The 22255-nt window shown below is 64.7% G+C and carries 18 protein-coding genes and 1 tRNA gene; 12 read left to right on the top strand and 7 right to left on the bottom strand.

What is annotated here, in order from left to right:
• The first annotated feature begins 4 nt into the window (after positions 1-4).
• The 5 genes from RMO95_RS04540 (at position 5) to priA (ending at position 7879) form a co-directional block, all read left to right on the top strand.
• Positions 5-1240 carry a sigma-54-dependent transcriptional regulator gene (locus RMO95_RS04540; RefSeq protein ID WP_310449401.1) on the top strand — a complete coding sequence of 412 codons (1236 nt, stop codon included), beginning with the start codon at positions 5-7 and terminating at the stop codon, positions 1238-1240.
• A 5-nt stretch (positions 1241-1245) separates the two neighbouring features.
• On the top strand, positions 1246-2676 hold the full coding sequence (gene trkA, locus RMO95_RS04535) for a Trk system potassium transporter TrkA (protein WP_310449400.1): 1431 nt from the start codon (positions 1246-1248) through the stop codon (positions 2674-2676).
• Entirely contained in the window at positions 2676-4136 is a 1461-nt protein-coding gene (locus tag RMO95_RS04530; RefSeq protein ID WP_310449399.1) for a TrkH family potassium uptake protein, read from the top strand. Before trkA ends, RMO95_RS04530 begins: the two co-directional genes overlap by 1 nt.
• Positions 4137-4267: 131 nt before the next feature.
• Complete coding sequence (gene hemE, locus RMO95_RS04525) at positions 4268-5377, top strand: uroporphyrinogen decarboxylase (protein ID WP_310449398.1); 1110 nt, start codon at positions 4268-4270, stop codon at positions 5375-5377.
• 384 nt (positions 5378-5761) lie between these two features.
• Positions 5762-7879 carry a primosomal protein N' gene (gene priA, locus RMO95_RS04520; RefSeq protein WP_310449397.1) on the top strand — a complete coding sequence of 706 codons (2118 nt, stop codon included), beginning with the start codon at positions 5762-5764 and terminating at the stop codon, positions 7877-7879.
• Here the strand turns inward: priA and RMO95_RS04515 are convergent.
• From RMO95_RS04515 to RMO95_RS04505, 3 genes are read right to left on the bottom strand one after another with little or no spacing between them, the layout of a single operon-like run.
• Positions 7876-9060, bottom strand: coding sequence for an MFS transporter (locus RMO95_RS04515; protein WP_310449396.1), 1185 nt, complete (start codon positions 9058-9060; stop codon positions 7876-7878). The genes priA and RMO95_RS04515 overlap by 4 nt on opposite strands.
• Entirely contained in the window at positions 9057-9734 is a 678-nt protein-coding gene (locus RMO95_RS04510) for an MOSC domain-containing protein (RefSeq protein WP_310449395.1), read from the bottom strand. Before RMO95_RS04510 ends, RMO95_RS04515 begins: the two co-directional genes overlap by 4 nt.
• Entirely contained in the window at positions 9725-10630 is a 906-nt protein-coding gene (locus RMO95_RS04505) for an ROK family protein (RefSeq protein WP_310449394.1), read from the bottom strand. Before RMO95_RS04505 ends, RMO95_RS04510 begins: the two co-directional genes overlap by 10 nt.
• Here RMO95_RS04505 and RMO95_RS04500 point away from each other — a divergent pair.
• Genes RMO95_RS04500 through RMO95_RS04490 form a run of 3 tightly spaced genes read left to right on the top strand, consistent with a single transcriptional unit; the run spans position 10584 to position 14257 of the window.
• Positions 10584-11132 carry a c-type cytochrome gene (locus RMO95_RS04500; protein ID WP_310449393.1) on the top strand — a complete coding sequence of 183 codons (549 nt, stop codon included), beginning with the start codon at positions 10584-10586 and terminating at the stop codon, positions 11130-11132. The genes RMO95_RS04505 and RMO95_RS04500 overlap by 47 nt on opposite strands.
• Positions 11129-12139, top strand: a complete 1011-nt coding sequence (locus tag RMO95_RS04495; protein ID WP_310449392.1) for a DmsE family decaheme c-type cytochrome — start codon at positions 11129-11131, stop codon at positions 12137-12139. Before RMO95_RS04500 ends, RMO95_RS04495 begins: the two co-directional genes overlap by 4 nt.
• Before the next feature lie 9 nt (positions 12140-12148).
• Complete coding sequence (locus RMO95_RS04490; protein ID WP_310449391.1) at positions 12149-14257, top strand: MtrB/PioB family decaheme-associated outer membrane protein; 2109 nt, start codon at positions 12149-12151, stop codon at positions 14255-14257.
• Positions 14258-14266: 9 nt separating this feature from the next.
• Here the strand turns inward: RMO95_RS04490 and RMO95_RS04485 are convergent, their stop codons facing one another.
• The 3 genes from RMO95_RS04485 to RMO95_RS04475 all read right to left on the bottom strand — a co-directional run bounded on the left by RMO95_RS04485 (position 14267) and on the right by RMO95_RS04475 (position 20186).
• Entirely contained in the window at positions 14267-15979 is a 1713-nt protein-coding gene (locus tag RMO95_RS04485) for a diguanylate cyclase (protein WP_310449390.1), read from the bottom strand.
• A complete protein-coding gene (locus tag RMO95_RS04480) occupies positions 15976-17676 on the bottom strand; it encodes a diguanylate cyclase (RefSeq protein ID WP_310449389.1) in 1701 nt (566 codons plus the stop codon). The genes RMO95_RS04485 and RMO95_RS04480 overlap by 4 nt, the downstream gene beginning before the upstream one ends.
• Before the next feature lie 467 nt (positions 17677-18143).
• A complete protein-coding gene (locus RMO95_RS04475; protein WP_310449388.1) occupies positions 18144-20186 on the bottom strand; it encodes an AsmA family protein in 2043 nt (680 codons plus the stop codon).
• A 64-nt stretch (positions 20187-20250) separates the two neighbouring features.
• Between RMO95_RS04475 and RMO95_RS04470 the strand changes: the two genes are divergently transcribed.
• The 4 genes from RMO95_RS04470 (at position 20251) to RMO95_RS04455 (ending at position 21922) form a co-directional block, all read left to right on the top strand.
• Positions 20251-20814, top strand: a complete 564-nt coding sequence (locus RMO95_RS04470) for a hypothetical protein (protein WP_310449387.1) — start codon at positions 20251-20253, stop codon at positions 20812-20814.
• Positions 20815-20917: 103 nt separating this feature from the next.
• On the top strand, positions 20918-21211 hold the full coding sequence (locus RMO95_RS04465; protein WP_310449386.1) for a DUF1289 domain-containing protein: 294 nt from the start codon (positions 20918-20920) through the stop codon (positions 21209-21211).
• A 149-nt stretch (positions 21212-21360) separates the two neighbouring features.
• Positions 21361-21615, top strand: coding sequence for a hypothetical protein (locus tag RMO95_RS04460; protein ID WP_310449385.1), 255 nt, complete (start codon positions 21361-21363; stop codon positions 21613-21615).
• Complete coding sequence (locus RMO95_RS04455) at positions 21596-21922, top strand: type II toxin-antitoxin system RelE/ParE family toxin (protein ID WP_310449384.1); 327 nt, start codon at positions 21596-21598, stop codon at positions 21920-21922. Before RMO95_RS04460 ends, RMO95_RS04455 begins: the two co-directional genes overlap by 20 nt.
• A gap of 209 nt (positions 21923-22131) precedes the next feature.
• Here RMO95_RS04455 and RMO95_RS04450 read toward each other — a convergent pair.
• Positions 22132-22208 (bottom strand) — tRNA-Met (locus RMO95_RS04450).
• Positions 22209-22255: the final 47 nt, after the last annotated feature.

Genomic DNA, 22255 nt, shown 5'->3' with positions numbered 1-22255 from the left:
AGAAATGCCGAAAATACTGGTGGTCGACGACGAGGTCGGGATACGCGAGCTGCTGTCGGAGATCCTGCGCGACGAGGGCCACGACGTCCAACTGGCGGAGAACGCCGCGCAGGCGCGACTGGCGCGCGAAGCCGGACGCCCCGACATGGTCCTGCTCGACATCTGGATGCCCGATACCGATGGCATCACGCTGCTGAAGGAGTGGGCCGGCAACGGCCAACTCAACATGCCGGTGGTGATGATGTCCGGCCACGCCACGATCGACACGGCGGTGGAGGCGACCCGTATCGGCGCGCTGGATTTCCTCGAAAAGCCGATCGGCATGCAGAAGCTGCTGGCGGCGGTGAAGAAGGCGCTTGAACGCAGCGCCCGCCATGCCGGCGGCGGCCTCTCGCTGGGCGCTTTCGCCCGCCCCGGCCCCTTGCGCGACCTGAAGCGGCGGCTGGACCAGGTGCTGGCCAAGAGCCCCCTGCTGCTGCTGCGCGCCGCGCCCGGCGGCATCGTCGAACTGGTGGCGCGCACGGCGCAGGTGCCCGGCAAGCCGTGGATCGATCTGGCGCACGACTCCAATCCCCTGAGTACCGAGATGCTGCAGCGTGCCGCCGGCGGCGTGCTGTGGTGTGAGGAAATGGCGCGCTTGACGCGCCTGCAGCAGAAGAACCTGCTGTTTGCCGCCGAACGCCTCGACCGCTACGGCCTGCGCCTGGTGGCGGCGACCACGCACAGCAGCGCGGAACTGCAGGGCCTCGGCTGGGAGGAAGGCGGATTGCTGCGCCTGTTCGAGACCGGGCTCGGGGTGCCCAGCCTGGCGGAACTCAAGGACGAGGTGCCGGACATCGCGGCGCACTTGTTGACCCAGTTGATGGAGAGCGACGAGATCCCGCTGCGGCGGTTTTCCAGCGCTGCGCTCAACGCCCTGCGCCAGCATGCCTGGAGCGGCGGCTATGGCGAACTCAAGGCGGCGGTGAAGTCGCTGGCGCTGGCCAGCCTGGACGAGGAGATCGGCGAAGAGGAGACCCTGCATCTGCTGGCGCCGGCCGGCGAGCCCACCCTGGCGCCGGCCGGCCTGGCGCCGGAAGTGATCGAGCTGCCGCTGCGCGAGGCGCGCGAGGCCTTCGAACGCATGTACTTCGAGTACCACCTGGCGCGGGACGGCGGCAACATGACGCGCCTGGCGGACAAGACCGGGCTGGAGCGCACCCACCTGTATCGAAAACTCAAAGACCTCGGACTGCGCTAGACACCATGAGAATCATCATCCTCGGCGCCGGCCAGGTCGGCGCCTCCGTGGCCGAAGCCCTGGCCTCGGAAATCAACGACGTCACGGTCGTCGACCAGAGCAGCGCCTGTCTGGCGCAGCTCGCCGACCGGCTCGACGTGCGCACCGTGACCGGCAACGCGGCGCTGCCCTCGGTGCTCAGGAGCGCCGGCATCGAGGACGCGGAAATGCTGGTGGCGGTGACGCAGTCCGACCAGACCAACCTAGTCGCCTGCAAGATAGCGCGAGGCATATTCAACGTGCCGACCCGTATCGCACGCCTGCGTGGGGTCGACTTCGTCGCCGATGAAGCCCTGCTCGCCGACGACATGTTCAGCGTCAGCCATGCGATATGCCCCGAGCAGGAAGTTACCGACTACATCACGCGGCTGGTGGCGTTTCCCGAGGCGCTGCAAGTGCTCGAATTTGCCAACGGCAGCGTTACGCTGGTCTGTGTGCGGGCCTACGACGGTGGCCTGCTGGTGGGCCAGTCGATCAATACCATGAAGGAGCATCTGGGATCCGGCGTCGAGGCCCGCATCGCCGCGATTTTCCGCGACCTGCAGCCGGTGGATCCGGAAGGCAACACGGTGATCGAGGCCGGCGACGAGGTATTCCTGCTGGCCGCGACACGCTTCATCCGGCCCGTCCTGCGCGAGTTGCGGCGCATGCAGGAACCGGTGAAGCGGGTGATGATCGCCGGTGGCGGCAATATCGGCGCCCGTGTTGCCGCGGCGCTGAAAACCCATTGCGAGGTCAAGATCGTCGAGCGTGATTCGCGCCGCGCTGAAACCATTGCGGTGAGCCTGCCCGGGGCGCTGGTGCTGTGTGCCGAAGCCACTGACGAGAAGCTGCTGGCGCAGGAAAACATCGACGAGATGGACATGTTCCTCGCCCTGACCAACGACGACGAAGACAACATCATGGCCGCCTCGCTGGCCAAGCGGCTGGGTTGCAAGCGCGTGCTGGCGCTGATCAACCGGCGCGCCTATGCCGACATGGTGCAGGGTGGTCCGATCGACATCGGCCTCTCGCCAGCCCAGATATCCATTGGTTCGCTGCTGGCCTACGTGCGCCGCGGCGATGTTGAACGGGTGCATAGTCTGCGCCGTGGTGCGGCCGAGGCGCTCGAACTGGTGGTGCATGGCGATCGCGCCACATCGAAAGTGGTCGGCCGCCGCATCGAGGAACTGCCGGTGATCAGGGGCGCGCGCATTGCGGCAATCGTCAGGCGCGGCAGCGAAACCAGCGTCGTGCGGCGCGAAGGCTTCCTGGTCGATGAAGTACTCGACCGGGTAGTGATCCCACACCACGACACGGTAATCGAGGCGGGCGACCACGTCGTGGTGTTTTGCACGCACAAGCAGCAGGTGGCGAAAGTCGAAAAGCTGTTCCAGGTAAGCGCCGGGTTTTTCTGATGTTCTATCGTCTGCTGCCGGTCAGCCACGTTCTCGGCGGGATGCTGATGTTCTTCAGCATCACCTACCTGATGCCCATCGTCGGCTCCCTGATCTATGACGACGGTACCGCGCTCGACTTTGTCGATGCGATGGCGATCTCGTTCGCCGCCGGCTTTCTGCTTTGGTTCGGCACGCGCCGCCACAAGCGCGAATTGAAGCCGCGCGACGGCTTTCTGCTGGTCACGCTGGCCTGGATCCTGATGGCCGCAATCGCGACTTTGCCGCTGATGCTGGTGATCGACGGCCTGTCCTTCACCGATGCCTTTTTCGAGACCATATCGGGGTTGACCACCACCGGGGCCACGGTACTCGCCGGGCTCGAAAAGCTGCCGCCGGCGGTGAACATCTGGCGTCACGAACTCAACTGGCTGGGCGGCATGGGCATCATCGTGCTCGCGGTGGCGATCTTGCCGCTGCTGGGCGTCGGCGGCATGCAGTTGTACAAGGCCGAGACGCCGGGGCCGATGAAGGATGCGAAGCTGACCGCGCGCATCGCGGATACGGCCAAGGCGCTCTGGCTGGTGTATTTCGGCGTCACGCTGGCGTGCATCCTGGCGCTCAAGGCGGTCGGCATGAACTGGCTGGATGCCATCTGCCACGCCTTCGCCGCGCTCTCCTTGGGCGGCTTTTCCACCTACGATGCCAGCGTCGGCCAGTTCGATTCACCGGCGATCGAAGCCGTGCTGATCTTCTTCATGATCGTCGCGGCGATCAACTTCGCCACCCACTATATCGCCTGGCAGGGGCGCTCGCTCAAGGCCTACTGGTCGGACATGGAAGCCAGGGCGGTGGTGGCGCTGCTAGCGGTCAGCACTCTGGTCTGCACCATTTACCTGCTGGCGCGGGGGGTCTATCCGGATTTCGCGACGGCGTTGCGTCACGTCGCCTTCAACCTGGTTTCGATCGCCACCGACTGCGGCTTTGCCAGTCAGGACTATGACAAGTGGCCGATCTTCGTGCCCTTGTGGATGCTGTTCCTGTCCTGCGTCACGGTGTCTTCGGGTTCCACCGGCGGCGGCATCAAGATGATCCGCACGCTGATCCTCGCCCAGCAGGGCCTGGTCGAACTCCGGCGTCTGGTGCATCCCCAACTGGTGGCGCCCCTGCGGGTGGGCCATAACGCGATTCCCCAGCAAATTGCCGGTGCCGTGCTCGGTTTCATCTTTCTTTACATCCTTGCAGTCGGCGAGCTGACGTTTTTCCTGATCGCCAGCGGCCTCGACTTCACGTCTGCAATAACTGCGATCGTCGCCTGTATCAACAATGCCGGTCCCGGTCTCAATGTCGTCGGTCCGGCGCAGAACTATGCCGCACTGACCGACTTCCAGACCTGGGTGTGCAGTTTCGCCATGCTGCTCGGGCGGCTTGAGGTGCTTTCGGTGTTTGTCTTGTTTACACCGGCCTTCTGGCGGCGCTGATGTCAGGGGCGGGGCGGTTGCTTCGCACGCCTCGCTTTGCGTGTCTGGGGCTTTCCTTCGGGGGGCACGCAATTTCGCTTCGCGGGCAGGCAATGCGATAATCCGTTCTTTGCCCTGCCGGATTGCCGCTCATGTCACCCTCGACCCGTCCCAAGAACGATACTTTTCTGCGTGCGCTGCTGCGCGAACCCGTCGAGTACACCCCCGTCTGGCTGATGCGCCAGGCCGGACGCTACCTGCCCGAATACAACGAGACGCGCCGTCGCGCCGGCAGCTTCCTCAATCTGTGCAAGAACCCGCAACTGGCCTGCGAGGTCACGCTGCAACCGCTCTCGCGTTTCGAGCTCGATGCGGCGATCCTGTTTTCCGACATTCTCACCGTGCCCGACGCCATGGGCCTGGGCCTGTATTTCGCCGATGGCGAGGGACCGAAGTTCGAGCGGCCGCTGCGCGAGGAATGGGCGATCCGCGATCTGACGGTCCCCGATCCCAACGTTCACCTGCGCTATGTGATGGATGCGGTGGTCGAAATACGTCGTGCACTGAATGGCTCGGTGCCGCTGATCGGTTTTTCCGGCAGCCCGTGGACCCTGGCCTGCTACATGGTGGAAGGCGGCTCGGGCTCCGCGACCGATTACCGCACGATCAAGACCATGCTCTACGATCGACCCGATCTGCTGCACCACATTCTGGACGTGACGGCCACTGCTGTGACCGACTACCTCAATGCGCAGATCGAGTCCGGCGCGCAGGCCGTGATGATTTTCGATTCCTGGGGCGGCGCGCTGTCGCATGCGGCCTATCGCGAGTTCTCGCTGGCCTACATGCAACGCATTGTCGCCGGCCTCAAGCGCAGCCATGACGGCGAGCGCGTGCCCAGTATCGTCTTCACCAAGGGCGGCGGCCAGTGGCTGGAAGCCATCGCCGACATCGGCTGCGACGCCGTGGGCCTCGACTGGACCACCGATCTGGGCGAAGCGCGGCGACGCGTGGGTTCCCGTGTTGCACTGCAAGGCAATCTCGATCCGATGGCCTTGTTCGCTTCGCCGGACAAGGTGGCGGCCGAAGCGCGGCGTGTGCTGGACAGTTACGCCGCCGACGACGGCGGCGACGGAAAGAATACCGGCGGACACGTCTTCAATCTCGGTCACGGGATTTCCCAATTTACGCCGCCGGAGAACGTGAAAATTTTGGTTGACACCGTGCACAGCCACAGCCGGCGCGGTTCCGCGCGCGGCTGATTTGCCAAGCCAAGGGAGGCGCGGTTTGGGCCGCTTGCTTCCGCGAAAAAGGCCGTCCGACAAGGCTTGCGGAGGGGGCAGAAAAATGCCCCAAGGCGTTGACTTATTCACAGAAATCCGCCAGACCCCGTAGTTTCCGCAGCGGCCCCGCCACTCCCTGATCTGTTCGCGTAACACGTTGTTTATAAATAAAAATATTTTGTTCAAATATTGCACAGAGATGGGAATCGCCTTGTCGGACGGCCACTTAGACGTTTCACCGGCTGCTTACCCACAAAGTTATCCACAGAATTTGTGGGTAAGCCATTTTCCCTTTTGCAGCAAAGCGTTGAGTGCCCATGCAGAGATTTTGTCGAGCATTGTCGGCCAAGCATCTGAGCAGACATGAACATAGTCCGCGTCGCTCTCGATTTGCCCCTGCCGCGGCTTTTCGATTATCTCGCGCCGGATTCTGACGAAAGCGATATCGGCCGGAGGGTGACCGTGCCCTTTGGCAAGGCTTCGCGGACCGGAGTGATTGTCGCGATCGCGGCCGCCAGTGAACATCCCGATGGCAAGTTGAAAAGCGTGACGGCGATCCTGCGCGACATGCCGGCCTTGCCTGCCGAATGGCTGGCGCTTTGCGAATTTTGCGCGCGCTACTATCAAACGCCGCTGGGCGAAGTGACGTCCTTCGCCCTGCCGCCGATGCTGCGGCGCGGCAAACTGCCCCGCATCAGGAAGCCGGCAGCGGACGCCGCCGTAGCGCCAGCGCCAACTGTCGACGCCCTGCCGCCGCTCCTGCCGGCGCAGCAGGCGGCGGTCGAGGCGATAGCCGGCGTTGACGGCTTCCACACCCTCTTGCTGCACGGCGTCACCGGCAGCGGCAAGACCGAGGTCTATCTGCGCGCGATCGACGCCGTGCTGGCCAGGGGCGGCCAGGCGCTGATGCTGGTGCCGGAGATCGCGCTCACCCCCCAGCTCGAAGGCCGCGTCGCGGCGCGCTTCCCCGGCGCCCACATCGTCTGCGCCAACAGCGGCATGGCCGATGCGGCGCGCGCCCGCGGCTTCATCGAGGCGCTGACGGGGCGCGCCCAGATCGTGCTCGGCACCCGGTTGGCCGTCTTCATGCCGCTGCCGCGCCTGCAACTGATCGTCGTCGATGAGGAACACGACGCCTCCTTCAAGCAGCAGGAAGGCCTGCGCTACTCGGCGCGCGATGTCGCGATATGGCGCGCGCATCAATTGAATATACCCATCGTGCTCGGTTCCGCCACGCCTTCGCTGGAAACCTTCCATCACGCCAGCCCAAGGCCCGCCCCCCCCGCACCGGGGGGTGACATCGGTGCGCCGCGCAGTGGCTCCGGGTCATTGGACGGTCCCGCCTTGGGGTCCACCAAGGGGATTTCCTTCGGGGCGCGGCCCACCGGCGGTGGGACGGGTCGCTACCAGATGCTGGAACTGCCCGAGCGCGCCGTGGCCGAGGCGATGCCCGTGGTGCGCATCATCGACACGCGGCGCGAGAAGCTGCAGGAAGGCCTCTCCGCCGCGCTGCTGGCCGGCCTGCAACTACGCCTGGAGCGCGGCGAACAAAGCCTGGTGTTCCTCAACCGGCGCGGCTATGCACCGGTGCTGGCCTGCCCGCCCTGCGGCTGGATCTCGCGCTGCCAGCGCTGCGCCGCCAACCTGGTGCTGCATCTGGCGGACGGGCGCCTGCGCTGTCACCACTGCGGCTTCGAGACGCGGGTGCCGCGCGCCTGCCCCGATTGCGGCAACGTCGATCTGCTGCCCTTCGGGCGCGGCACGCAACGCCTCGAAACCATGCTGGTCGAGCGCTTCCCCGAGGCGCGGGTGCTGCGCATCGACCGCGATTCGGCGAGCACGCCGAAGAAATGGCAGGCGCTGCTCGCGACCATCCACGCCGGTGAGGCCGACATCCTGGTCGGCACCCAGATGCTGGCCAAGGGCCACGACTTTCCGCTGCTGACCCTGGTCGGCGCGGTCGGCGCCGATGCTGCGTTGTTCGCCGCCGACTTCCGCGCGCCGGAGCGTCTGTTCGCCCAGCTCATGCAGGTCGGCGGCCGCAGCGGGCGCGCCGCGCTGCCCGGCGAAGTGCTGATCCAGACCGAATATCCCGACCATCCGCTGTACCAGGCGCTGGTCGAACACGACTACGTGCGCTTCGCCCGCACGCAACTCGACGAACGGCGTATCGCCGGTTTCCCGCCCTTCAGCTTCCAGGCCATGTTGCGCGCGGAGGCGCGGACCATGGAGCAGGCGCTGGACTTTCTCGCCGCCGCACGCAGTGCCGCCGTAGCGCTGGCCGCCGGGGTCACGCTCTACGACCCGGTGCCGATGCGCCTGCAACGCCTGATGACCCTCGAACGCGGCCAGCTGCTGGTCGAATCGCTGAGCCGCCCGGCCCTGCAGGCCTTCCTCGCGGCGTGGATGGAAGTTCTCTATGCGCTGAAGATGCCGGCCGGCCTGCGCTGGCATCTGGACGTGGATCCGCTGGAGTTCTAGCTTTTCCTGAGAAACCACAGCCAGCTGGCCACCTGCACCGCCAGCAGGCCGCCGAAGCTCATCTGATAGGCCGCGCGCATGGTGTAGCCGGCGGCCTGCAGGAGATCCACCATGGCGCCGAAACCCCACTGGATGGCGAAGGCGCCGACGAACACCATCAGGTTCAGCGCAGTGTTGACGCGTCCGGCCAGCGCCGGGCTGAAGTGCGCCTGCAGCAGCGCGTAGGCGAGGTTGCCGACCGAAAACACCAGGCCGAAAATGAACCACAGCGGTTCACCCGGCGCGGTACCGAGCACGATCAGCAAGGTCGCGAGCAAGCCTATGCCCATGCCGCCCTGCAACAGCCGCAGGGGCTGGAGGCCGCGCCGGGCCAGCGGCGCGACGCCGAAGGCGATGCCGAGAAAACCGACCAGCATGCCGCCGCCCATCAGCAGCAGATGGTGGGCGGCCGCCTCGCGCGGCAGGCCGGCGAAGTTCATCAGCCAGGGCACCGCCCACAGCCCCTGCAAGGCCAGGAAGCCGCCGATGATCAGCGTCGATTGCGGCGCGTAGCGCCAGAAGGCGCGGCTGGCGAGCACCGCGCCGAGCCCGGCGAGCTGGCTGCGCAGCGGCTCGGAATGGGCGTGGCCCGGCTTCTCCGGGGTGCTGAAAATTCCCGCCGCGGCGGCTACGCCGGCCACCGCCAGCGCAACGAAGACGGTGCGCCAGCCGAGCTGGGGAATCGCCCAGGACAGCGGCGTCGATGCGGTCAAGGCGCCGAGGCCGCCCGCGGCCATGATCGCGGCATTGAGCGAGGCCTGGCGTTCGAGGCCGAACCACTGGCTGAAGGCCTTGAACGAGGCCATCAGGCAGGCCGAGACGCCGAGCCCGATCAGCGCCCGCGCGAACGCCAGTTCGGTCAGCGAGCTGCCCGCGGCGAACAATGCGCAGCCGGTGGCGGCGATCAGCAGCAGCGCGGCCTCGACGCGGCGCGCGCCGTAGCGGTCGAGGGCGAGACCCAGCGGCAGCTGCACGGCGCCGAAGGCAAGCAGGTAGGCGCTGGTCAGCAGCCCCAGGTCGGCCGCCGAGACGCCCAGTTCGCGCGTCAGCTCCGGCGCGATCACGGCATTGACGTTGCGCAGGAAGTAGGAAAAGTAATAGCCCGCGGCGAAGGGCAGGAAAATGCGTAGCCAGAGATTCATGTTGCGTTTCCGTTGTTGCGCAGCCATTCCGCGCGTTGGGTCAGTCTGCCGGTCCACTGCGGGTCCAGGCCGCTGGCATAAGCCAGCCGCAGCAGCGCGGCTATCGACGGCCGCGGCGCGCCGGCGACGCGCCAGAATTCCGCCAGGGTCACGGCATCGGCCGGGCGCTCGATGTGTTCCAGCCGGTCGCCGGCCGCGACCCCGCCCGCCGCCAGCACGCGGTAGTACCAGCCGGCCAGGCCGTGCTCGGCGATGTAGGCCGCCACGCCCTCGCAGGCCGTGCGCCGATCGATCTTCCAGCACGGCGTGCGCGGCTGCGAAACCTGGATGCGCGCGCCGCCAAGGCGAAACACGTCGCCGATGCAGACCTGCTCCTCGGTCATGCCGCGCGTCGAAAGGTTTTCGCCGAGGCCGCCCGGCGCGAGATTCTGCGCCGCGGGAAAGGCTGCCGCCAGGCGCGCATGGTGTTCGGCGGGAAACTGGTGCAAAGCCTTGCCGCCGCCGCCATGCACCCGGCGATCGGCCTGGGTATCGCCGGCCAGGCCGTCAGCGCTCAGCTGGCGGCGGCCGGCCACGGCGCTCTTGACGATCGCGCTGCTGCGGCTGTCGCCGGCGAGCAGGGCTACCTGACCGGCATACAGGCCGTCGATCAGGACGGGCGGATTCAGGGCCATAGCCAGGCCGCGCCGCGCACGCCGGAGGAATCGCCGTGGCGATGTTTGAGCAGCCTGGTCGCGACTTGATCGGAAAAGACGTGCTGCCCCCACAGGCGCGGCACATTCGAATACAGGCGGTCGATGTTCGACAGGCCGCCGCCCAGCACGATGACATCCGGATCGAGGATGTTGATCACCGTCGCCAGGGCCTTCGCCAGACGCGCCTCGTAGCGCTGCAGCGTGGCTTCGCATTGCGCATCGCCGGCGGCTGCGCGCTGGACGATGGCTTCCGGCGACATGTCGTCGCCCGCGATTTCTCCCGCCGAGCGGCGATGATCGCGGGCCAGGCCCGGGCCGGAGAGGTAGAGCTCGATGCAGCCGCGCCTTCCGCAATAGCAGCTGTCCTGGTGGTGTTCCCCGGGCAAGGGGTTATGGCCCCACTCGCCGGCGATGGCGTTGGCTCCCGTCAGCAGCTTGCCGTCGATGACGATGCCGCCGCCGACGCCGGTGCCGAGGATCACGCCGAACACCACCCGGGCGCCGACGCCCGCGCCGTCGACGGCTTCAGACAAGGCAAAGCAGTTGGCGTCGTTGGCGATGCGCACCTCGCGCGCCAGCAGTTGCTGCAGGTCGTGCCTGAGCGGCTTGCCGATCAAACAGGTCGAGTTGGCGTTCTTGATCAGACCGCTCACGCGCGATTCCGCACCGGGGATGCCGATGCCTACACTCGCCGCCGCACCGCCAGCGCCAACTCTCGATTCCGCCGCGACGACGAGATCGGCGACGGCCCTCAGTGTCGCCATGTAATCGCCCTGGGGCGTGGCCACGCGTTCGCGCAACAACTCCTCGCCTTCATCGCCAAGGGCGATGATTTCGATTTTGCTGCCGCCAAGATCAATTCCTGTCCTTAACATTCTGCCGAGCGTGCCGATAAGCTGGAATAGTATCGTGGCTGAGGCGCCACCGCGGCCCGGCGCGCCCGGCCTGGGCGAGAATCTGCCGACGCCAAGCGATACGGTAAATACTGAGTTGACCATGATTTTGGTAATGTTATTCTTGCCGCCCTATCGCGAAAGTAAGAGGCGGACGGGCGGCTTTTGCACCTTCCTGGCGTGCGTTGCCCTGACCCTGCCTGGCGCGGCACGGGCGGCGGTCGACGAGGAGGCGGCGCTTGAACTGGCGAAGAAGAGCAACTGCCTCAAGTGTCATTCGGTCGACGTGAAGAAGGAAGGTCCGCCCTATCGGGAAGTCGCCAAGAAATACCGCGGCAAACCCGATGCAGAAAAAACGCTTTTCACGCATGTCACAACCGCGCCCAAGGTGAAGATCGACGGCGAAGAGGAGGATCACCAGATCGTGAAGTCGAAGAAGAAAGAGGAAATCCTCAACCTGCTGCGCTGGATACTCTCGCGGTGAGCGCATCTATCCTCCGGGCGAGTGCTGCGGGCCTGGTCCGCGCGCGTGCGATACGGCTTTCTTCCCGCTGGTTTTTGGCGCTCCTGCTCGCCTTGCCGCTGGCCGCCATGGCGGCATCCTCAGGCAAGAAGAGTGACGCCAAGGACATCCTCAGGGTCGGCGATGCCCGTTGCACCCGCTGTCACAACGATGTCAGCGACGGCGAGATCGAAAACTACCCGGTGCTCCCGATCGGCCGTACCAAGCACGGCACGGTCGCCGATTCCCGCACGCCGACCTGCGTGACCTGCCACGGCGAAAGCGAAACCCACCTGAAGCAGGTGGGCACCGAACGTCCCTTGCCCGAACGCCCCTTCGGCAAGAATGCCGCGGGCGACCCGAAGCCCCACAACAAGGCCTGTCTGGCGTGCCACGAAGGCGACAAGCTGATGCATTGGGGGGGCAGCACCCACTCGCGCCGCGACCTGGCCTGCAGTGGCTGCCATCAGATGCACGTAGCCCACGACCCGGCGACGACCCGGGAGAAAGTCGCCGACATGTGCATGTCCTGTCACAAGGAAAAGCGCGCCCAGTTCGCGCGGCCGAACCATCACCCGGTACCCGAAGGCAAGATGGTTTGCGTCGATTGCCACAATCCGCACGGTTCAGCCGGGCCGAAGCTGATGGTCAAGGACAGCGTCAACGAGACCTGCTACACCTGCCACATGGACTATCGCGGCCCCTTCCTCTGGAGCCACCCCGCGGTCCGCCAGGATTGTTCGTTGTGCCATAACCCGCATGGCACGGTCGCCGCCAGCCTGTTGAAAATGCGCATGCCCTTTCTGTGCCAGCAATGTCACGAGCCGGCCAATCATCGCGGCAATTTCCCCGGCCTCAACGGCGCGACCACCAATGCGGTCGGCGCCAGCAGCTTGACCCAGGGACGCGGCTGCATGAACTGCCATACCAACCTGCACGGCGGCAGCAATCCGGCCAATAGCGCCGGTTCCCGCGTGGATCGGCGCTAGGAGAGGCGAATGTCGAAAAACCATCCATCGATGTTTCGCCGGTCGACGCTGGCCGCTGCCCTGCTGGCGGCTTTCGGTCCCGCGTTTGCGCAATCGGCGGCCGAAGTCGCCGCCGTCTCCGACGCGATCCGGCATGATCTGGCGACTCCCGACAGCCGCATCGAAGCCGGCGTTGCCCTGGTCTCCGGCGAAAGCCGGCGCTTCGGCCAGTTCAGCGGCTTCAATTCCGACGGCGCCTATGGCCTGTTCAACCTCGACCTGATCAAACGCGACGACGCGACCGGCACCTGGCTCAAGCTCAAGGGCAGCAAGCTCGGTAACGAAAATCGCGAAATTCGCTTCGATCACGAGCGTCAGGGCGACTGGAGCTATTTTCTCGGATCCGGCCGTTTGACGCGCAACGAACCCTGGATAGTCCGCACCGGTCTGGGCGGCATCGGCACCAGCGCCGAAACCGTCAGCGCCGCGGCGCCCAAGCGCGACGTCAACCTCAAGTTGGAACACGAGTCCTTCGCGCTCGGCGCACGGAAATTCATCATCGGCGGGTTCAATGTCCGCGTCAGTTTCAAACAGGACGAGAAGCGCGGCGACCGCATGTACGGACGCGGCGGCGGGGTCACACAAGAGTTCCTTACCGAACCGATCGACCGGACAATTCGCCAGTGGGAAGTCCTGGTTGGATACGCCGACAAGAAACTTCAGCTGTCCGGCGGCTACAGCGGCTCGTCCTTCGAGAACAGAAAACAGTTGTTGGCCGTGAGCCCTGGCGGCGGCACCGGCATCACGACGCTCGCGCTGCCGCCGTCAAACGACGCGCATCAGTTGGCTCTTTCCGGCGGTTACAACATCGACGACAGCACCCGCACGAGCTTCAGGTTTTCCCACACCCTGGCACGGCAGGACAGCGTTTTCGGCATTGCCAACGCGCCCGGCAAGGCGTCGCTCGACGGACGCCTGGTGACCACTTTGGCGTTCGCCGATCTGTCGCTGCGGCCGCTCGACCGGCTCGGCCTTACTGCGAACATCCGCTATGAAGATCGCGATGACCAGACGCCGACCGCCCTGTATCTGCCCAGCCAGGTTGCTGCGCCGTCCGCCGCGCCCGGCCTGGCCAGTGCCGGATTCACCGGATTCAACGTGCCGCGCTCGCAGAAGCAGCTCAAAGGCATGGTCGAGGCGGGTTACCAGCTCGACGACGGCTACCGCCTGGTCGCCACCGTGGAGCAGGAACAGATCGCACGCAATGTCCCGGTGCAGTACCGGCGCGTTGCCTTCCGCGAGAAAACCGATGAGACCCTGGCGCGACTCGAACTCAAGCGCAGTCTTTCGGAAACGCTCAATGGCGCGGTGTCTTACGTGCGCAGCGACCGGGGCGGATCGGACTACGTCAATGACAGCTATGCGGGAACCGCGGCGGCACCGACCAACCTGGTCAATCCGCTGATCTGGGCCGACCGCCAGCGCGACAAGTTGCGGCTGACGGCCGACTGGATTCCCGACGAGCGGTGGTCCGTACAGTTCATCGGCGACGTCTCGGCCGACCGCTACGGCGGCCGTGCGCTTGGGCCGCGCACGGGCACCGGGATATTTGCGTCCGGCGACGCCACCTATGCAATCAGCGAAAAATGGAAATTCAGCGGCTGGGTCTCGGCCGAACGCACGACCGCCAACCAGACGACGCATACGGACTACGCCTCGGCCGTGGCCAACGCCAAGGGCGTGATCTGGGAGGCGGATATCCGCAACGGCACCACGGCCTGGGGGCTCAGCCTGAAGGGCAAGCCCAGAGCCTATCTCGAAGTCGGCGCGGATCTCAGCAGTTCGACCGATACGGCCGAGCACGGCATGGCACGACTTGGCAATGCCGGGACCGCAACCGACACCTTCAGCCCGACCGCACTGCCTGCCTATTTCTACAGGCAGTTGTCGCTCAAGCTGTTCGCCGACTATGCCATCGAGCGGGATTCCGGGCTGCGCGCCACATTCATCTACGATCGCCGCAAGACCAACGACTGGAGCTGGGCGGGCTACACCTACAGCGACGGAACGACGGTGAGCCAGCCGAATCTGCAGGACACCAGCTTCATCGGCGCAAGCTACTACTACCGCTGGCGCTGAAGGCGCCGTTTATTGGGTATCGGCGCCGAGATAGCCTGCCGATCGCGGGCCGGCGCGGCGCACCTGGTTGCGGCCACCTTCCTTGGCATCGTAAAGCGCGTCGTCGGCCAGCTTGACGAGCGCGTCGCCATTTTCCACTTCATGTCCCGGCACGCCGGCGACGCCGATACTGACGGTGACCTTCAGCCCGTCTATCACCAGCTCTGAAATCCGCTGGCGAACCGTTTCGGCAAGCTGCACTCCCCGTTCCTCGACAACTCCGGGCATGACGATGAGCATTTCCTCGCCGCCATAGCGGCAGGGAATCAACGAGGGTGCTGCCAGTGTCTTGAGCACCGCGCCGATCGCGCTGAGCACGCGGTCGCCGCAGTCGTGGCCATGCGTATCGTTGAATTTCTTGAAATGATCGACGTCGATCATCATCACCGACAGCGGCTGGGCATAGCGCTTCCAGCGCTTGTATTCGGTAACCAGCACCTCGTCGAAATGGCGCCGGTTATGCAGGTCGGTCAAGGCGTCGGTGATCGACTGTTCCTTCAGCCTGGCCTCCAGGCGCTTTTCCTCGGTAATGTCGCGTATCAGCGCAGCCGAACCGATGATCGTGCCGCCTTCGTGGCGTATGGTCGATGCCTGGACCGACAGGATCTTGCCATTCCATTCGAGCAGGGGCGAGGAGGCTTCTCCCCCTTCGTTCTGGATACGCGCCTCCATCCATGCGGAATCGTCGAAAAGATGCAGGAAACCGCCTTCGATGATTGCCTGCTCGCTTCTGCCGATGATGTTTTCCGCAGCGCGGTTGACCAGTACCACATGCTGCAGCGCATCGGTGACCACGATCCCGGAACTGGCGCCATGAATCACGGTATTGAGCTTGGCACGTTCCTCCTTGAGGTTGCCGTAGATCTGCAGCAGCTCTTCGTTCATGTGATTGAAGGAACGGGCCATGCGGCCTATTTCGTCACGGCTGGTGGCCTTCAGCCGCACCGAATTGTCGCCGACCGCGGCGGTTTCCATGGCCTTCAGGAACTCGACGATCTGGGAAACCACGGTACGGTGGGCGAACCAGTAGATCAGCGTGATGATCCCGGCAAGTGCCCCGATGATCACCAGGATCGACAGGCGCCAGGTGTGCTCGACGTCGTCGTCGATCTCCTTCATCGAAACGGTGAGCGTGATGGCGCCGCGCAGGGCGGCCTCGGCACCATGGCACTTCTTGCAGGAAAGTCCGGCGTGTATCGGGCTGAACACCGTGACCAGGCGTTCGCCGCCGGGCTGGGTATGGTAGGAGAACACGCGTTCGCCGGTTTGCCGCATGCGTTCCAGGGCCGGGTCGATGCTGGATACGGCGCGGACCGGCGCCGGTTCGCCCTTGCGGCCGGTGAACTCGAATTCGCCCAAGCGAGCGTTGACCTGTTCCACCGTGGCGTTGTCGACAAAAGCCTGCGTGCCGTCGATGCGGATGATGCGATAGTCGACGACATTCGGCACATTCTTGAGGCGGCTGGCGAAATCCGGCGCCGCCTTGGCATGACCGCCCAGCATGATCGCAGCCAGGCCTTCGGCGACGCTGTCGGTCACCTTGCCCAGCGCATTTTCGGCCTGCTGCAGGGACGAGGCTTCCTGCCGTATCGCATAGGTGAGGGCGATCGCGACGATGCCGAGGATCACGATGCCGCCCACCGAGGCGAGCAGGCGGTGGCCGATGCGCCTGAAGTGGATCATGCGGCACCTCCGCGGGCCGCCGCGGTGACGCGGTTGCGTCCGCTGCGTTTGGCTTCGTAAAGCGCAGCGTCGGCGCGTTCGATCAGTTCGCCGGGCGTGCCGGCGCCGGTTTCGCGGATGCCGGCAACGCCGATGCTGGTCGTCACGCGCAGGCCATCGACCACCATGGCTTCGATGCCCTCCCGGATGCGCTCGGCCAGGATGACGGCTCCCTCCTGCGAAGTCTCCCGGGCGATCACCATGAATTCCTCGCCACCGTAGCGGCACACGGTATCGAGCACCTCGCGGACGTAGGAACGCGTGGTGACGGCAAAAGCCTTGAGTACCCGGTCGCCCTGGTCGTGGCCATGGCTGTCGTTGAATTTCTTGAAGTGATCGACGTCGAACATCAGCACGGCCAGTTCACGTCCCTGCTCGTGGGCCAGGGCGAATTCCCGCGCCAGGGTTTCATCGAGCGCGCGCCGGTTCGCCAGGCCGGTCAGCGCGTCGGTGTTCGACAGCTCCCGCAGCAACTGTTCCAGGCGTTTTTCCTTGGTCATGTCGCGAATGATGGCGGCATGGCCGAGCATGCGCCCGTCGGTGCGCTTGAGGGTCGAGGCATAGACGGCGAGGAAACGCTGGTGGTAGAGGAAGACATCGTTGGTGCCGGCGATGCCCGCGTGTTCCAGCGAGCATTCCATGCGCTGCGGGTCGTCCAGCAGGCGCAGGAAACCCTCCTCGACGATGCGGGCGGCAGGTTTGTCGAGCAGGATTTCCGCCGCCGGGTTGACCAGCACCACAGCGCCGGAACCGTCGGTGACGACAATTCCCTCGTCGGTGCCCATGAGTATGGTTTCCAGCTTGTTGTGCTCGGAATTGAATCCGGCATAACTGTCGCGCAGTTCGCCGGTCATCTTGTTGAAGGACAGCGCCATCAGCGATAGCTCGTCGCGGCCAATGACCGGAATGTTCTGGTTCAGATCGCCGGCAGCGACCTTCGCCATCGCCAGCGAGACGACCTCGATCGGGCGTACGATGTAGCGCCGCAGCACCACCGTGGCCACCACCAGCACCGCAGCGAGGGCCATCGCGAGGACCAGCAGCGACTGCATCCAGGTTTGCCGCACCTGTTCCCGCACGGTGTCCAGCGCGGAGCGGAACTCGAGCACGCCGAGCACTTCGCGTTCCTTGCCGTGGCAGCGGTGGCACTTCTTGACGTTCTTGATCGGCAGCAGGAAGGTCAGGTGCTCCAGGCCGTGCTGCTGATGATAGTAATAGACGAAGCGCTGGGTGCTGATCGCCCGTACCAGGTTGGCGTCGTCAGCGGCGAAAACGCGGTGCTCGTGCTCGGTCGGCCTTGGTTCGAAGTCGGCCTCGCCGCGATGCTGGTTGACCTTGTGGATGGTTTCGTTGTCGCGGAATGCCTCGAGACCGTTGGTGCGCACGATGCGGAAATCGTCGACATCCTTGATACCCTTCAGCTTGTCCGCATAGAGTTCGGCGACGTCCGCCGAGCCGGTGATCATGACCGTCTGCAATCCTTCGCTGACGCTGTTGAGGACTTGCTGGAACGCTCGCTCGTTTTGCAGCAGGATGTTCTTTTCCTGCTGCTTGGCGTAGAAAAACACGATCGAGCCGAAGCCCAGCGCGATCACCGAACAGATCGCCAGGGTAAGTTTCGCGCCGATCGAGGAAAGACCGAGGGAATTCAATTTCAAGGCCTTCGTCGCTCCTGCTGCGGCGCTATTGGACGCATTGCTTTCCACAATTCACTGCTCTGGGCATTGGCGTCTCTGCGCCGGACCTGGGAACGCAGGCGTCGCCGCCACAGGCGATGAGGTTGTCGCGACACTCGGCGTATCCGGGATGAACGGCGGGTTCTCAGCCAAGTCCTTGCCTCGCATGTATGTGTGCACCTACCCGATCATCCCCGCAACAGGGCGCAGATTTCATCGCTCGTATCGGCAAACCGCAACGCAGGTATGGCTGCGGCCACCAGCGGACCGATACTCTCAAAGACAAGCCGCCTTGTTGATCCGTGAATTACGCGACAAACTGCGGAATCTACGTAGCGGCAACACGCTGTCGGGCATGCTGGGCCTTGCCCGACGCCGTCGGGTCGCCGCCGCCGTCGGTCGGCAAGCCAATGCCGTTCTGGTTGACGCCGCGCCGCTTCGCCTTGGACTCATCGGCCGAACAGACCCTTGAGCTTGTCCCGGGCCTTGTCCTCGATCTTTGTCTTGATTTCTTCCTTCTTCTCTTCGACCTTGGCCTTGGCCGCGTCGGCGGCCAGGCTGCCGAGTTCGAGCGTGTAGGAGAGCTTCTCGAAAGGGCCGGCGACGCGCACCGGCACGGTGAGTCCCTTCAACTGGTCGAGGCCCTGCCCGCCCTGGCCGGCGCTGCTGGCGACCACGCTGGCCTTGGCCAGGTAGTTCATGCGTCCGCCGCCGATGTCGATGTCGCCCGCTCCGGAGAGCCGCAGGAAAGGCGACTTCATCGCCAGGTCTTCATTGTGGGCGACGCCGCTGGTGATTTTCAGCGAGGCGGCGAGTTCCGAGAAGTCGGTCTTGTCGCCGGCTTTTGCCTGCTGCGTCGAGTCCTTGCCGGATGCGGCGCCGAGCTTGCCCTGGAGGTCGCGCAGGGTTTGCGCCAGGTTGATGCCCTTGATCGCGCCATCCTTGAGGTTCACCGAGGCGGTGCCGCCCAGCGCCTGCTTCATCGCCGTGACGCTGTCGCCGCGGCTGGCGACGTCGAGCGCGACGTTGCCGCGACCTTCCAGCAAATCCTTGTCGGCCAGATCCTTCATCAGCGGGTTGATGCTGATGCCCGCCAGGTGCTGCTTGAGGCCGACTTGATTGCCTGCCGCATTCAGCGACAGGCTGCCGCTGGCCGTGCCTTCGTAGAGATTCAGGCTCAGCGGCGCGATGTCCAATCGTCCGTCGGCGAGCCTGAGCTTCGCATTCAGCTTGGCCAGCTTCAGCTTCGACACCTGCAGCGCGCCGATGCGGATGCTGCCCTTGACGTCGTGACCCTTGAGGGCGGAGAAATCCAGCTTGCCGCCCAAGGCGGTCTTGTCCTCGGCGGCCTTGGGCGGCAGGTACTTGTCCACGTTGAGCTGGTCGATGCCGAGGTCGAAGACGATTGCCGGCGGCGTGAACTTCGCCACGTTGAGCATCAGCGCGATGGTCGATTCGTCGAAGCGGGTGCCCAGATCAAGCGTGGCGCTCTGCTTTGCCAGATCGGCGCGCAGGCTGCCCGACAGGGGCAGCTTGAGCTGCTTCATCGGCAGCTGCGGATTGGCCAGGTCGATGCTGCCGCCGAGCTTTTCCAGCGCCACGGTCTGCGCCGCCACGTTGGCCGCCACCGGGGAATCGAGGTGGGCCTTGACCGTCGTCTCGCCCGACTTCGCATCGAGATCGAGCGCCAGCTTGCCGATCTTCAGCGCCTTGGCATTGCCTTCGACGTTCGACAGCACCAGCTTTGCCGCGACGCTGCGGCCGCTGCCGGCCAGCGTCGCGCTGAGGCTCAGCGTTTCGCCGCCGGCCTTGTCGGGCGATATAGCGAGCTTCGGCGCATCGAGTTTCAGCTCGAAGGCATCGCCGCCGCTCTTGCCCTTGGCGGCCAGCGCCAGCGCATCGACCGACAGGGTCTGCCTGCCGCTGTCGGCCTGCACGCGCCCGGTGCCGAGATCGAGCCTGGACAGAGTCGTGGCGCTGCCGCTCTTCTCGTCGCGCCAGGTGAATTGCGCATTGGCCAGCTTGATGCCGGCGATGTCGATCTGCAGCGGCGCGCTCGGCGTGTCGCCAGCGCCAACTTTCGGCTTCTTGGTCTTGCTGCCCGTCAGGTCGTCGATGTTCAGCGTGCCATCCTTGCGCTTGACCAGCGTCGCCTGGAGGCCATCGACTTCGATCCGTCGCACCTGCACCTGCTGCGACAGCAGCGGCATCACGGCCACGGCCACGCGCGCCGATTCGAGTGCGAGGAATTCCTCCTTGCCGCCGGGCTCCGACAGACTGAGGCGCCCGAGCCTGATGCCGACATCCGGCCACACCGAGAGTTCGAGTTTGCCGGCGATGTCCAGCCTGCGTTGCGACTGCTCCAGCACCACGCGGCTGATTTCGCCCTTGATCCTTTCGCCGTCGAACAGGGCGTACAGCACGCCGACCCCCACCGCGAGCAGGGCCAGAGCCAGACCCAGTGCGATGCCGATAATGCGGAATGCCTTCATGCGAATTTCCTGTTCCGGGAAAATGAGCTAGATTAATGTGATTGACAGGCGAAGGGGAGTGCAAATGAAATACAAACTGAGTCTTGTTCTGGGCATGGCGTCGACGCTGGCATTCGCGCAGCAGAGCGGCATCGGCATGGTAAAGGTCGAACCGAATCCGGCCCGCGCCGGGCAGGAAGTGAAAATCACCATCGCGGCCGAAGGCGAGGCGCCTGCCTTCTGCGGCATGGTGGTGCATTTCGATGACGGCAGCGAATCGCGCAACGTCAAGATCGACGGCAAGGAAGGCAAATTTCCCGTCAGCATTTCCAAGACCTATGCCAAGGCGGGCAGCTACAGCATCAAGGCCGAAGGCAAGCGCATCACTACCCATTTCCCCTGTGTCGGCACGGCAACGGCCAAGCTGGTGGTCGAACCGGGGCCGGCCGCCGCCGCCGCGGCCCCGACCTGTCCGCAGGGCTACAGGATGGTCGGCCGCATGGGCAAGGCCGGCGATTTCTCCTGCAAGGGCGGCAAGGGCGCAATGGCCCCGGCAAAGCCCTTGGGCTGCGCCATGGGACTCGAATACTTCGCCAACGACAAGGCCAGGCAGATTGGCTGCCGCAAGATGAAGGCGCCCAAGAAGTAAGCCCGCGCATGGCGCGCAGATCCGATTCCGCGCCGTGTTTTTCCTATGTTGCGTTTGTCGTGGCCGCATGCGGCCGGGCTGCGTGTTGCTGTGAAGCGACCCGATGAACAACTTTATTGCTCCGCCGCCGGTGCGCTCGCCATGCGTCGAGGTTTGCGAACTCGATCCGGAAAAAGGGCTGTGCCGCGGCAGTTACCGGACCCAGGACGAGCGTGACTGGTGGGTGGCCTACAGCAATGTGCAGCAGCGGGATGTGCAGCAGCGCTGCGAACAGCGCCGCGCAGTGTCGGCGAGCCGGCGCCCAACATGGGCATCGTCGAGCCGCGCCACAGGAAACAGGCCGGGCGCAAAGACCTCGGAAAAACAAAAGCGGCCCCCATCGCTGGGAGCCGTTTGAAAGCTGGTGGTGATGAGTGGACTTGAACCACCGACCCCCGGATTATGAAGCCAAGTCTGCAACCGCGCCGCGTCAATGGCTTGCAGAATGGACACCCCGCAGGCTGCGGGCTATCATCCAAGCTGATTTATTGGGACGGGGAAATCTTCATGCCTACCGCATCGCTAGCGCTATCCGCACAACTTTCGCGCCGCATCGAAAAGCTCGCTCAGGCGGCGGGACGGACGCCTGAATCCATGCTGCGCTTCGTTATCCGCGATGGACTCGACTATTGCGAGTACGCGGTGAAGAACATCAACGAGGGCCTGGCCGACATCGAGGCCGGGCGCACCCACTCCGCCCAGGATGTCCGGGGACACTTTGCGAAGCGCCGATCTGCCCGTCGTGACAAAAAAGCGGCTTGACTACGCGGCAAGGGCGCGCCGGGACATTGAGGCCATCGAAGCCTACTATCTGGAAGAAGCTGGCGAGACGGTCGCCGACCGGGCGGTGGACGCCATCCTGAACGAAGCCGAGAAGATCGCCGCCCTCGACCTGAAGTTTCGACCGGGCATCCGGACGGGAACCCGAGAATGCGTCATGACGCGCTTCCCCTACACGCTGGTCTATGTGTCCAGGGCGCGGGAGGTCAAGATTGTCCGGGTGCTGCACCAGCGCTCCGAGTATTTCAGCCGACTAAGAGCCCCCAAGCGGACAGGATTGACGAAATGACGGCAACTGATGGATCACCCGGAACCACGAGGGAGTCGGGGCGGTTGAACTGATCGAAAGACCAAGAACCGCTCTTGGAGCTTCCGACCAGTGTAAGCGCGCGCTTACAACATCATCTGGCTTTGACAGCTGCGCGACTGGACTCGGTGTTCGGAGGCTACGATCCCACCAACGAAAACGGCCCCCATCGCTGGGAGCCGTTTGAATACTGGTGGTGATGAGTGGACTTGAACCACCGACCCCCGGATTATGAATCCGATGCTCTAACCGACTGAGCTACATCACCGTGCAAAGGGGCGGAATTATCCTCGCCGCAGGCTTGCCTTGTCAAGA

The sequence above is a fragment of the Sulfuritalea sp. genome (genome assembly GCF_031426875.1).
Classification (GTDB): Bacteria; Pseudomonadota; Gammaproteobacteria; order Burkholderiales; family Rhodocyclaceae; genus Sulfuritalea.
The sequence above is the reverse complement of the archived record's forward strand: the minus strand, read 5'-3'. Positions and strand labels throughout refer to the sequence as shown.